Annotated in this window: 11 protein-coding genes; 2 read left to right on the forward strand and 9 right to left on the reverse strand. The window is 60.7% G+C overall.

The window, feature by feature from the left end; all coding sequences use genetic code 11:
* Positions 1 to 3 precede the first annotated feature (3 nt).
* The 6 genes from odhB to sdhC form a co-directional block, all read right to left on the reverse strand.
* Entirely contained in the window at positions 4 to 1,242 is a 1,239-nt protein-coding gene (gene odhB / locus VG99_RS02085; RefSeq protein WP_044498099.1) for a 2-oxoglutarate dehydrogenase complex dihydrolipoyllysine-residue succinyltransferase, read from the reverse strand.
* Positions 1,243 to 1,277: 35 nt separating this feature from the next.
* Complete coding sequence (locus VG99_RS02090; protein WP_044498101.1) at positions 1,278 to 4,115, reverse strand: 2-oxoglutarate dehydrogenase E1 component; 2,838 nt, start codon at positions 4,113 to 4,115, stop codon at positions 1,278 to 1,280.
* 302 nt (positions 4,116 to 4,417) lie between these two features.
* On the reverse strand, positions 4,418 to 5,122 hold the full coding sequence (locus VG99_RS02095; RefSeq protein ID WP_044498103.1) for a succinate dehydrogenase iron-sulfur subunit: 705 nt from the start codon (positions 5,120 to 5,122) through the stop codon (positions 4,418 to 4,420).
* 11 nt (positions 5,123 to 5,133) lie between these two features.
* Positions 5,134 to 6,906, reverse strand: coding sequence for a succinate dehydrogenase flavoprotein subunit (gene sdhA / locus VG99_RS02100; protein WP_044498104.1), 1,773 nt, complete (start codon positions 6,904 to 6,906; stop codon positions 5,134 to 5,136).
* A 3-nt stretch (positions 6,907 to 6,909) separates the two neighbouring features.
* The gene (sdhD, locus tag VG99_RS02105) at positions 6,910 to 7,278 is read right to left on the reverse strand and encodes a succinate dehydrogenase, hydrophobic membrane anchor protein (RefSeq protein ID WP_044498105.1); all 369 of its coding nucleotides are present in this window, start codon (positions 7,276 to 7,278) and stop codon (positions 6,910 to 6,912) included.
* Positions 7,272 to 7,658, reverse strand: a complete 387-nt coding sequence (gene sdhC / locus VG99_RS02110; RefSeq protein ID WP_158023946.1) for a succinate dehydrogenase, cytochrome b556 subunit — start codon at positions 7,656 to 7,658, stop codon at positions 7,272 to 7,274. Before sdhC ends, sdhD begins: the two co-directional genes overlap by 7 nt.
* A 339-nt stretch (positions 7,659 to 7,997) precedes the next feature.
* Between sdhC and gltA the strand changes: the two genes are divergently transcribed.
* Positions 7,998 to 9,272 (forward strand): citrate synthase, encoded by a 1,275-nt coding sequence (gene gltA / locus VG99_RS02115; RefSeq protein WP_044498106.1) that lies wholly within the window; start codon positions 7,998 to 8,000, stop codon positions 9,270 to 9,272.
* A gap of 159 nt (positions 9,273 to 9,431) precedes the next feature.
* On the opposite strand, the gene VG99_RS02120 is transcribed toward gltA, so the two are convergent.
* A complete protein-coding gene (locus VG99_RS02120; RefSeq protein WP_044498107.1) occupies positions 9,432 to 9,686 on the reverse strand; it encodes a YkgJ family cysteine cluster protein in 255 nt (84 codons plus the stop codon).
* A 58-nt stretch (positions 9,687 to 9,744) separates the two neighbouring features.
* Positions 9,745 to 10,617: an NAD(P)-dependent oxidoreductase gene (locus VG99_RS02125; RefSeq protein ID WP_044498108.1), complete on the reverse strand. Its 873-nt coding sequence runs from the start codon at positions 10,615 to 10,617 to the stop codon at positions 9,745 to 9,747.
* A 214-nt stretch (positions 10,618 to 10,831) separates the two neighbouring features.
* On the opposite strand from VG99_RS02125, the gene ppnP reads away from it, so the two are divergent.
* Positions 10,832 to 11,113: a pyrimidine/purine nucleoside phosphorylase gene (ppnP, locus tag VG99_RS02130; RefSeq protein ID WP_044498109.1), complete on the forward strand. Its 282-nt coding sequence runs from the start codon at positions 10,832 to 10,834 to the stop codon at positions 11,111 to 11,113.
* A 12-nt stretch (positions 11,114 to 11,125) separates the two neighbouring features.
* Here the strand turns inward: ppnP and VG99_RS02135 are convergent, their stop codons facing one another.
* On the reverse strand, positions 11,126 to 11,560 hold the full coding sequence (locus tag VG99_RS02135) for an acyl-CoA thioesterase (protein ID WP_044498110.1): 435 nt from the start codon (positions 11,558 to 11,560) through the stop codon (positions 11,126 to 11,128).
* Positions 11,561 to 11,623: the final 63 nt, after the last annotated feature.

The following is an 11,623-nucleotide window of genomic DNA, read 5'->3' on the forward strand; positions in this document are numbered from 1 at the left end:
GGATCAGATATCCAGCAGCATGCGTGCCGGATCTTCCAGCAGATCCTTGAGGGCGACCAGGAAGCTGACCGCTTCCTTGCCGTCGATCAGGCGGTGGTCGTACGACAGCGCCAGGTACATCATGGGCAGGATCACCACCTGGCCATCGACGGCCATGGGACGATCCTGGATCTTGTGCATGCCCAGGATGGCCGCCTGCGGCGGGTTGACGATCGGCGAGGACAGCAGCGAGCCGAACACACCGCCATTGGAGATGGTGAAGGTGCCACCGGTCATCTCTTCCATGGACAGCTTGCCGTCGCGGGCCTTGCGGCCGTAGTCGGCGATGGTGCCTTCGATTTGCGCCAGGCTCATGAATTCGGTGTTACGCAGGATCGGCACGACCAGGCCACGGTCGCTGGAAACGGCAACGCCGATATCCTGGTAGCCATGGTAGACAATATCCTTGCCATCGATCGAAGCGTTGACTGCCGGGTAGCGCTTGAGCGCCTCGGTGGCCGCCTTGACGAAGAAGGACATGAAGCCCAGGCGCACGCCGTCGTGCTTCTTCTCGAACAGGTCCTTGTACTTCTTGCGCAGGTCCATGATCGGCTTCATGTTGACTTCGTTATAGGTGGTCAACATGGCCATGCTGGACTGGGCTTCGACCAGGCGCTCGGCGATACGCGCGCGCAGGCGGGTCATGGGTACACGCTTCTCTACCCGGTCACCTTCGCTCAGCATGACACTGGAAGCGCTGGCAGCGGCGGCCGGCTTGGCCGCAGGCGCAGCGGCCGGAGCCGGGGCGGACTTCTTGGCTTCGATGGCGTTGAGCACGTCTTCCTTGGTAACGCGACCGCCCTTGCCGGTGCCCTTGAGCTCGGCAGGGTTCAGGCCATTTTCTTCGGCCAGCTTGCGGGCAGCGGGGTTCAACAGCTGCTCATCGGCGTCGCTGTCAGCGGCGGCAGGTGCAGCGGCCGCAGCGGGTGCGGCTTCGGCGGCCTTGGGCTGGGGCGCAGCCGCGCCACCTTCGTTCAGAGTGCCCAGCAGCTCGGCGCTGAGGACGGTCTCGCCTTCACCCTTGATGATTTCGCCCAGGACACCATCAGCCTCGGCCAAGACTTCCAGCACGACCTTGTCGGTCTCGATGTCGACGATCAGATCATCACGCTTGACCGCATCGCCAGGCTGCTTGTGCCAGGTGGCAACGGTGCCATCGGCAACCGATTCGGGAAATGTAGGGGCCTTGATTTCAATAGCCATTGTCGATCCTTAAATAAACGGTGTTATGCAGCGGCTCAAGCGTAGAGCGCGTCCTGCAGGAGTTTCGCCTGTTCTTCCGCGTGGACGGAGGGGTAGCCGCCGGCAGGTGCCGCGGAAGCCTCTCGTCCAGCGTAGTCCAGATACAGATTGCTGACGCTGTGTTCTGCCAGTACCCGGCGCATGTGATGCTGGCTGCAGTACCAGGCGCCCTGGTTCATCGGCTCTTCCTGACACCAGACGACCTTCTTCAGGTTGGTGTAGGGGGCGAGCACATCGCTCAGGTCGTCCTCGGGGAACGGGTACAGCTGTTCGATACGGACGATGGCGACATTGTCGATCTCGTCGGCACGGCGTTTTTCCAGCAGGTCGTAGTACACCTTGCCACTGCACATGATCACCCGATCCACCTTCGCCGGATCGATGGCATCGGCTTCCGGGATCACGGTCTGGAAAGACCCTTCAGCCAGATCTTCCAGGGTAGAGACTGCCAATTTATGACGCAGCAGCGATTTCGGTGTCAGCACGACCAGTGGCTTGCGCAGCGGGCGGATGACCTGACGGCGCAGCAGATGGTAGATCTGGGCCGGCGTGGTCGGCACTGCGACCTGAATGTTCTGCTCGGCGCACAGCTGCAGGAAGCGTTCCAGACGGGCGGAAGAATGCTCCGGGCCCTGACCTTCATAACCGTGCGGCAGCAGCATGGTCAGACCGCACAGACGGCCCCACTTGTGCTCGCCACTGGTAATGAACTGATCGATCACCACCTGGGCACCGTTGGCAAAGTCGCCGAACTGGGCTTCCCAGATCACCAGTGCATTGGGCGTGGTGGTGGCGTAGCCGTATTCGAAGGCCAGCACGGCCTCTTCCGACAGCAGCGAGTCGTAGATGTCGAAGCGCGGCTGGTTCTCGCTGAGGTTGGCCAGCGGGATGTAAGCGCCCTCCTCCTTCTGGTTGTGCAGCACCGCATGGCGGTGGGAGAAGGTACCGCGACCCACGTCCTGGCCGGTGATGCGCACCGGGTGGCCTTCATGCAGCAGGGTGGCGTAGGCCATGGTTTCGGCAAAGCCCCAGTTCAGGGCCAGGCCGCCGGCGGCCATCTTGCGACGGTCTTCGATGATCTTGGAGACCTGACGCTGGACGACCAGACCGTCCGGCAGGTCGGTCAGGCGGTTGGCCAGTTCCTGCAGGGTCTTGAGGTCAAAGCGGGTGTCATGGCGCGCGGTCCACTTGTGGCCCAGGTAGGGTTTCCAATCAACGAAGGAATTGGAATCCGGCTCCTTGACCAGGCTCTTGACGACGTGATCGCCATTGTCCAGCGCGGTGCGGTACTCCTCGATCCGGGCCTGAACCTCGTCATCGGTCAGTACACCCGCTTCCACCAGGCGCTTGGCATAGATTTCACGGGTAGTCGGCTGCTTCGCGATCACTGCGTACATGCGCGGCTGGGTGCCGGAGGGCTCGTCCGCTTCGTTGTGACCACGGCGGCGGTAGCAGACCAGGTCGATAACCACGTCACGCTTGAACTGCATGCGATAGTCGACCGCCAGTTGAGTGACGAACAGCACCGCTTCCGGGTCGTCGCCATTAACGTGGAAAATCGGCGCCTGGATCATCTTGGCGATGTCGGTGGCGTACTCGGTGGAGCGGGCATCGTCCTGGCGGCTGGTAGTGAAGCCGACCTGGTTGTTGACCACGATATGGATGGTGCCACCGGTCTTGTAGGCGCGGGTCTGGGACATCTGGAATGTCTCCATGACCACACCCTGGCCAGCGAAGGCCGCGTCGCCGTGGATACTGATCGGCAACACCTTGTCACCAGTAGGATCCTTGCGACGGTCCTGGCGAGCACGTACGGACCCTTCCACCACCGGCGAGACAATCTCCAGGTGCGAAGGGTTGAACGACAGTGCCAGGTGTACTTCACCGCCGGAGGTCATCACGTTGGACGAGAAGCCCTGGTGGTATTTCACGTCACCCGAGCCCAGATCGATCATCTTCTTGCCTTCGAACTCGTCGAACAGATCGCGGGGGTTCTTGCCCAGGGTGTTGACCAGCACGTTGAGGCGGCCGCGGTGGGCCATACCCAGCACCACTTCGTTGACGCCGTAGGAGCCGGAGCGCTGGATGATCTCGTCCAGCATGGGGATCAGGCTTTCGCCACCTTCCACACCGAAACGCTTGGTGCCCGGGTACTTGGTGCCCAGGTACTTTTCCAGACCTTCCGCTGCGGTCAGACGCTCAAGCAGGTGACGCCGGCTTTCGACGGAGTGCTGCGGTTTGCCGCGCACGCTTTCCAGGCGCTGCTGGAACCAGCGGCGCTGCGTGGAATCGACGATATGCATGTACTCGGCGCCAATGGTGCCGCAATAGGTCGACTTCAACGCATCGAGAATTTCGCGAAGGGGAGCTTCTTCCTTGCCGATCTGCAGTTCACCGGTACGGAACACGGTATCCAGATCAGCATCGGTCAGGCCGTATTCGGCCAGGGTCAGATCAGCGATTTGGTCCCGCTTCCACAGACCCAGCGGGTCGAGCGACGACGCCTGGTGGCCGCGCATCCGATAGGCCTGAATCAGGCGTAGAACGCCAACCTGTTTCTTGTCCCGTTCGCTGCTGACCTGGCCACCGGCAGCCGCCTGCGGGCGACGGGTGTTCCGGGCGAGCGACAGAAAGTGCTCACGGATAGTGGAATGGGAAATATCCGATCCAGTGAAACCGCTGATCTGGGGCAGCTTGTCGAAGTAGCTGCGCCATTCCTCGGCGACACCGTTGGGATCGTGCAGATAGAGCTCATAGAGCTCTTCAACATAGGAGGCATTCCCACCGGATAGGTGAGATGTACTCCACAGCTGCTGCATTTCGCTGTCTGGCATGCTTGGTCACCCTCTATAAGGGGACACCATCTGGCGCAAAGACCATTAATAGGCAAATGAATTGCCCTCCGTGCAGAACAGTCAGATGAGCATTCGGCATTGTCCCTGCCAGTCGCCCTGCTCTGTCACATTCCGCGAAACCGGAATATTGCCGGCCCCGACAGATAGTTCGGGTGTTACCCGTTGCCCCTGTTGGTTTAGGTACATAACAGGCCGCTGCTTTGTGAGCTGCGACCCGAATTTGTTGCGACCAGCGGCTGTTTCAGCCGCTGGGATTGCTTAACTCTAATGCAGACGCCGGATCAGGTCCCGCTCTGCAGCAGCATGTTGCGGATATGGCCAATGGCCCGGGTCGGATTTAGACCCTTGGGGCAGACCTGTACGCAGTTCATGATGCCGCGGCAGCGGAATACGCTGAAGGGGTCATCCATGGCCGCCAGACGGCTCTCGGTCTCGGTGTCACGGCTATCCGCCAGGAAGCGGTAGGCCTGCAACAAACCGGCGGGACCGATGAACTTGTCCGGGTTCCACCAAAAGGACGGGCAGGAGGTGGAGCAGCATGCACAGAGAATGCACTCGTACAGGCCATCCAGCTTCGCCCGCTCTTCCGGCGATTGCAGGCGCTCGATAGCCGGCGCCGGCGTGTCATTCTGCAGATACGGCTGAACTTTCTCGTACTGCTTGTAGAAGATGCTCATATCCACGACCAGGTCACGGATTACCGGCAGACCTGGCAACGGACGCAGCACCAGCTTGTTGTTCTTCACTACACTGGACAGCGGAGTGATGCAAGCGAGGCCGTTCTTGCCGTTGATGTTCATGCCGTCGGAACCGCACACACCTTCGCGGCAGGCGCGACGGAAGCCCAGACCGGCATCCTGCTCCTTGGCCAACTGCAGAACGTCAAGCACCATCAGATCCTTACCTTCGGTATCGATCTGGAAGTCCTGCATGTAAGGAGCTTTGTCGGTCTCCGGGTTATAACGATAAATACTGACTTTCAACATACCGGGCCCCCTTAATAAGTGCGGATTTTAGGCTCGAACACCGGAACGGTCTTCGGCGCGAAGTTGACCGCACGCTTGGTCAGCTGCTTGGTCTGCGGGTGGTACATGCTGTGGCACAGCCAGTTCTCGTCATCGCGATCTTCGAAGTCCTCGCGAGCGTGGGCGCCACGGCTTTCCTTCCGCGCTTCGGCGGCGATAGCGGTTGCTTCGGCCACTTCCAGCAGGTTCTGCAGTTCCAGCGCTTCGATCCGCGCGGTGTTGAAGGCGTTGCTCTTGTCGTCGATCTTGACGTTGGCAATGCGCTCGCGCAGGCTTTCCAGCTCCTTGATGCCCTTCTGCATGTATTCGCCAGTACGGAATACACCGAAGTAGTTCTGCATGCAGTTCTGCAGTTCCTTGCGCAGCGGGGCGACTTCTTCACCGGTGGTGCGGGTGTTGATGCCGGACAGGCGAGCCAGGGAGGCCTCGATGTCGGACTCGGAAGCACCGCGGTATTCGATACCTTCTTTCAGCGCGCTCTCCAGGTGCAGACCGGCCGCACGACCGAAGACCACCAGGTCCAGCAGCGAGTTGCCGCCCAGACGGTTGGCGCCGTGTACGGATACGCAAGCCACTTCGCCGACAGCGAACAGACCTTCGATGATACGGTCGTTACCGTCCAGGTCCTGGGCAATGGCCTGGCCATGGATGTTGGTAGCCACGCCACCCATCATGTAGTGACAGGTCGGGACCACAGGCACCGGCGCGGTGACCGGATCAACGTGGGCGAAGGTCTTGGACAGTTCACAGATACCCGGCAGGCGGCTGTGCAGTACTTCTTCACCCAGGTGGTCCAGCTTCAGCATCACGTGGTCGCCATCCGGACCACAGCCGTTACCAGCCAGGATTTCCTTGACCATGGAGCGGGCTACCACGTCACGGCCGGCGAGGTCCTTGGCGTTGGGTGCATAACGCTCCATGAAGCGCTCGCCATGCTTGTTGATCAGGTATCCACCTTCACCACGGCAGCCTTCGGTAACCAGCACCCCGGCACCGGCAATACCGGTCGGGTGGAACTGCCACATTTCCATGTCCTGTACCGGCACGCCAGCGCGCAGCGCCATGCCGACGCCGTCGCCGGTGTTGATCAGGGCGTTGGTCGTGGAGGCGTAGATACGGCCCGCACCACCAGTGGCCAGGACGGTGGCCTTGGAACGGATGTAGACGGTTTCGCCGGTTTCGATGCAGATGGCGATAACGCCCACGACAGCGCCGTCCTGGTTCTTCACCAGGTCAACCGCGTACCACTCGTTCAGGAAGGTGGTGTCGTGCTTGACGTTGTTCTGGTACAGGGTGTGCAACAGGGCATGACCGGTACGGTCGGCCGCGGCACAGGTACGGGCAGCCTGGCCACCGTTACCGTAGTCCTTGGACTGGCCACCGAACGGACGCTGGTAGATACGACCCTGCTCGGTACGGGAGAACGGCAGACCCATGTGCTCCAGTTCGAACACGGCTTCGGGGCCAACGGAACACATGTATTCGATAGCGTCCTGGTCACCGATATAGTCGGAACCCTTGACGGTATCGTACATGTGCCAGCGCCAATCATCATTCGGGTCCGCCGAGGCGATGGCACAGGTAATACCGCCCTGGGCGGATACAGTGTGCGAACGGGTCGGGAACACCTTGGTAATCACAGCAGTCTTGTGACCGCCTTGAGCCAGTTGCAGCGCTGCGCGCATACCGGCACCACCACCACCAACAATGATGGCGTCAAAAGTCAAAGTACGCATATTAGCCATTGATCAAATACCCCACAGGATCTGTACGCCCCACACGAACAGCACGAACATCGCCAGACCGCATACAACCTGGAACAGGAAGCGCAGAACAGTGGCGGCTTTGCCGAACGCCATGGGTGTCAGGTAGTCGGTAGAAATGGTCCACATACCGACCCAGGAATGCACAGCCAGCGCCACCAGTGTCAGCAGACTGAAGATGCGCATGGCATTGTTGCTGAACAGGCCCTGCCATTCGGCGTAGGTCAGACCGGGGTTAAGCAACAGATAACCGAGCATGAAAATCGTGTAGGCCGCCAGCAGCACGGCGGAGACACGCTGCGCCATCCAGTCGTACAGGCCGCTACGCGACAGGTTGGTGACGTTGGTTACCATATCCAAACCCCCAGGAGAACGATCAGAACAACGGCGATCACGACTACCAGCTTCGCACCCAGCCGGCCACTTTCCAGCCCCTCACCGACACCGGCATCCATGATCAGATGGCGAATGCCCGCGACCAGGTGGTACAGCAGGGCAGACAGGACGCCCCAGAGCACCAGCTTGGCTAACGGATGTTGCAGGGTTGCCTTGACTTGCTCGAAGCCGGTTTCGGAACTCAAAGAAGTGCTCAGCAACCAAAGCAGGCCTGCAATGGCGATGAACAGAATGACTCCCGAAATCCGGTGAGCAATAGACGTATAGGCGGTAACAGGAAGCTTGATCGTCCTGAGGTCGAGATTGACAGGTCTTTTGCTATTCACGGCTATCTTCACACTCATGGCCCTGTGGTCAGGGCTGGTTATAGGAAGGTGTGGATCACACCCAAATGACGCGCGGCTTAGCTTCATGAAAGAAGCCGAATGGGTCACTTTTGCCGGTCAAGGAGTATAGTGAGTTGGGCGTCTGATTACAATCTGCAAAACCCCTGCCCTCGGCCTCCGCGCCGCGCAGCTGCGACATATGCGCGCATCCGCAAAAGTCAATGAAACCTTTGAATAACGTCGATTTGCAAACTCTATCGGCATAATTGACAAACGGGTTTTTGACTTTATAGTGATGCGGGCCCTGCGTGGGGGGTCACACTTTCGATACAGCAAATTAGGAGGCCATCAATGGCTGATAAAAAAGCGCAGTTGATCATCGAGGGCGCTGCCCCCATCGATCTGCCTGTCTATTCGGGCACGTTGGGGCCGGACGTTATTGATGTTCGAGGCCTGACAGCCGAAGGCGTCTTTACTTTCGACCCAGGCTTCATGGCGACCTCGTCCTGCGAATCCAAGATCACCTTCATTGATGGCGACAAGGGAATTCTCTTGCATCGGGGCTACCCGATCGAGCAGCTGGCAGAAAAGTCCGACTTCCTCGAAACCTGCTACCTGCTGCTCAAGGGCGAACTGCCCAGCGCAGAGGAAAAGCAGAAGTTCGACAGCACCATCAAGAACCACACCATGGTGCACGAGCAGCTGAAGAACTTCCTCAACGGCTTCCGCCGCGACGCCCATCCCATGGCCATCATGTGTGGTGTGGTGGGTGCCTTGTCCGCGTTCTACCACGACTCGCTGGACATCAACGACGCCCATCACCGGGAAATCTCGGCCATCCGCCTGATCGCCAAGATGCCGACTATCGCTGCGATGGTCTACAAGTACTCCATGGGCCAGCCGCTGATGTACCCCAGCAACGAACTGGGCTACGCAGAAAACTTCCTGCACATGATGTTCAACACGCCGGCCGAGATCAAACCGATCGACCCGATCCTGTCCCGCGCCATGGACCGCATCTTCGTGCTGCACGCCGACCACGAACAGAATGCCTCGACGTCCACCGTCCGCCTGGCCGGCTCGACTGGCGCCAACCCCTTCGCCTGTATCGCCGCCGGTATTGCCGCGCTGTGGGGACCGGCCCATGGTGGTGCCAACGAAGCCGTGCTGCGCATGCTGGACGAGATTGGCGATGTATCCAACATCGAAACCTTCATTGCCAAGGCCAAGGACAAGGACGATCCGTTCAAGCTGATGGGCTTCGGCCATCGCGTGTACAAGAACTTCGATCCGCGCGCCAAGGTCATGAAGGAAACCTGTGATGAGGTACTGGGCCTGCTGGGGATCAACGATCCGCAGCTGGAACTGGCGATGAAGCTGGAAGAAATCGCGCTGAACGACCCCTACTTCGTCGAGCGCAACCTGTACCCGAACGTCGACTTCTACTCCGGCATCATCCTCAAGGCCCTGGGCATCCCAGCCGAGCTGTTCACCGTGATCTTCGCCACCGGCCGCACGCCGGGCTGGATTGCGCATTGGAACGAGATGATCAGCGGTCCGTACAAGATCGGTCGTCCGCGCCAGCTGTACACCGGCCACACCAAGCGCGACTACCCCAGCAAGTAAGTTGACGCCTAGCCACAAAAAAGCCCGCATCGCGGGCTTTTTTTGTGGCTGGAAGCTGGAAGCTGGAAGCTGGAAGCTGGAAGCTGGAAGCTGGAAGCGAACAGGCTATGCACTCGCGGCGTAATCGCAAGCCTTTCACTCGCATGACCTGCTTGCCGCTCAACAGGCGGTGGCCTGCTCCCACCAGGTGAGGATCTGCAGGGCTTCTTCGCCGCTGTTGCCGCAGACCTGCTCGTCGGCCATGAACGCCGCGCATACCGCGGGGCGCTCCGGGGAGTGGAATATGCGGCAGCGCCGGTCCGGGGCCAGGTGAATACAGGCGACGCCGGCGGGCTTGCCCTGGGGCATGCCCGGGATGGGCGAGGTGATCGAGGGCGCTATGCAACAGGCGCCGCAGCCTTCTCGACAGTTCATGGGTGCGCAGCATCTCGTGACGGATTACGGAACGCCCGGCCAGCGGGCGTCGCGTATTTTATTTTCCGTTCTTGAGTCTGGCAATCAGACTTGAGGTATCCCAGCGGCCGCCGCCCATCTGCTGCACATCGGCATAGAACTGATCGACCAGCGCGGTGACGGGAAGCTGCGCGCCATTGCGCCGGGACTCCTCCAGCACGATGGCCAGATCCTTGCGCATCCAGTCCACGGCAAATCCGAAGTCATAGTCGCCAGCGAGCATGGTCTTGTGGCGATTTTCCATCTGCCATGACTGGGCCGCGCCCTTGCTGATCACCGAGACCACCGCCTCGCCATCCAGCCCGGCATGCTCGGCGAAATTCAGCGCCTCGGCCAGCCCCTGCACCAACCCGGCGATACAGATCTGGTTGACCATCTTGGTCAGCTGGCCGCTGCCCACCTCGCCCATCAGGCGGATCATGCGTGAATAGCTGTGAATAACCGGCCGCGCCAGGTCGAATACCGACTCCTCGCCGCCCACCATGACCGTCAGCTGACCATGCTCGGCACCCGCCTGGCCGCCGGAGACCGGCGCATCCAGAAAGCCCACGCCGCGCTCCCTGGCCAGCTGCGCCACCTGGCGGGCCATACCTGCCGAGGCGGTGGTGTGGTCGACAATCACCGTACCGCTGCGCGCGCCGGCGAGTATGCCTTCCGGCCCGTTCACCACCTCCAGCAGGTCCTGGTCATTGCCTACGCAGATCATCACGAAATCCTGTTCCGTCGCCGCCTCTGCTGGCGTGGCGCAGGCCTTGCCGCCGTGTTCCGCCACCCAGGCCCGGGCCTTCTCCGCGGTGCGGTTGTACACCGTTACCTCATGCCCGGCGCGGGCCAGATGCCCCGCCATCGGATATCCCATTACCCCAAGACCCACAAAGGCTACGCTGGCCATACAGACTCCCCGCTTGTCAGATTCAGTGATCCGGCCTCCGGCATCCGCCACACGATTCGCGCACTCAGGCATACCGGAGGACAACCGCTGGATCATAGCAGGCTTGAGGCCTGCGGCCAGCCACCAGGGCGAGGGCAATCGCAGGGCGGTGCTGGCTGGCGGGCCGGGCGACAGGCATAATATGCGCCCTTTAGCTCACTCTTGGAGTCGCCGGATGTTCAATATCAATCAGTATTTCGAAGGAAAAGTTGCTTCCATTGCCTTCCGGCAGCCTGAAGGTGCAGCCACCGTCGGCGTCATGGCGCCGGGCGAGTACGAGTTCGGGACCGGCAGCCTGGAAATCATGCATGTGATCACCGGCCAGTTGACCGTCAAGCTGCCCGGCAGCGACCACTGGGAGGACTTCGGCGCGGGCACCCGCTTCACCGTCCCCGCCAACAGCCGCTTCAATCTCAAGGTGGAGCAGGATACCGCCTACCTCTGCGAATACCGCTGAGACGCCAGCGCGCTAGGCGCCGACAATCGCTTGACCATACAGCTCGATGAACTCCCGCGGCATCCGCCGCGGCCGTCCGCTGCTCAGCTCGACGCAGGCAAAGGTAGTATGCGCACGTAACAGCGTGACCCCGTCACGTGGCCGGCACAGCTGGAACTGGCGGGTCATGCGCAGCTTGCTGTCCCAACTGACGATCCAGGTCCCCATGCTCAGCTCCTCGCCCAGGTAGGCCGCCGCCAGGTAATCAATCTCGTGGCGAACCACTACCATGGCCCGGTCGAGTTGCTGATACTCCTCCAGCCCCAGCCCAAGCGAACGTGAATGCTGCCAGGCGCACCGCTCCAGCCAGCGCACATACACCGCATTGTTGGCATGCCCCAGTTCGTCGATATCGTCCGGCTGCACCCGAACCTCATCGATAAAGGGGTTTTCCAGATCCCATTTCACAGTCGATCTCCCGGCAAAGCACAACGTAAAGGGGTGCAGCATACCATTCCCGGCACCGGCGCG

This window comes from Pseudomonas saudimassiliensis, assembly GCF_000939975.1.
GTDB lineage: Bacteria > Pseudomonadota > Gammaproteobacteria > Pseudomonadales > Pseudomonadaceae > Halopseudomonas > Halopseudomonas saudimassiliensis.

Excerpts from the sequence above, each read along its gene's own strand:
- odhB (WP_044498099.1), bottom strand. The coding sequence starts at position 1,242 with ATGGCTATTGAAATCAAGGCCCCTACATTTCCCGAATCGGTTGCCGAT.
- VG99_RS02090 (WP_044498101.1), bottom strand. The coding sequence starts at position 4,115 with ATGCCAGACAGCGAAATGCAGCAGCTGTGGAGTACATCTCACCTATCC.
- VG99_RS02095 (WP_044498103.1), bottom strand. The coding sequence starts at position 5,122 with ATGTTGAAAGTCAGTATTTATCGTTATAACCCGGAGACCGACAAAGCT.
- sdhA (WP_044498104.1), bottom strand. The coding sequence starts at position 6,906 with ATGGCTAATATGCGTACTTTGACTTTTGACGCCATCATTGTTGGTGGT.
- sdhD (WP_044498105.1), bottom strand. The coding sequence starts at position 7,278 with ATGGTAACCAACGTCACCAACCTGTCGCGTAGCGGCCTGTACGACTGG.
- gltA (WP_044498106.1), top strand. The coding sequence starts at position 7,998 with ATGGCTGATAAAAAAGCGCAGTTGATCATCGAGGGCGCTGCCCCCATC.
- VG99_RS02120 (WP_044498107.1), bottom strand. The coding sequence starts at position 9,686 with ATGAACTGTCGAGAAGGCTGCGGCGCCTGTTGCATAGCGCCCTCGATC.
- VG99_RS02125 (WP_044498108.1), bottom strand. The coding sequence starts at position 10,617 with ATGGCCAGCGTAGCCTTTGTGGGTCTTGGGGTAATGGGATATCCGATG.
- ppnP (WP_044498109.1), top strand. The coding sequence starts at position 10,832 with ATGTTCAATATCAATCAGTATTTCGAAGGAAAAGTTGCTTCCATTGCC.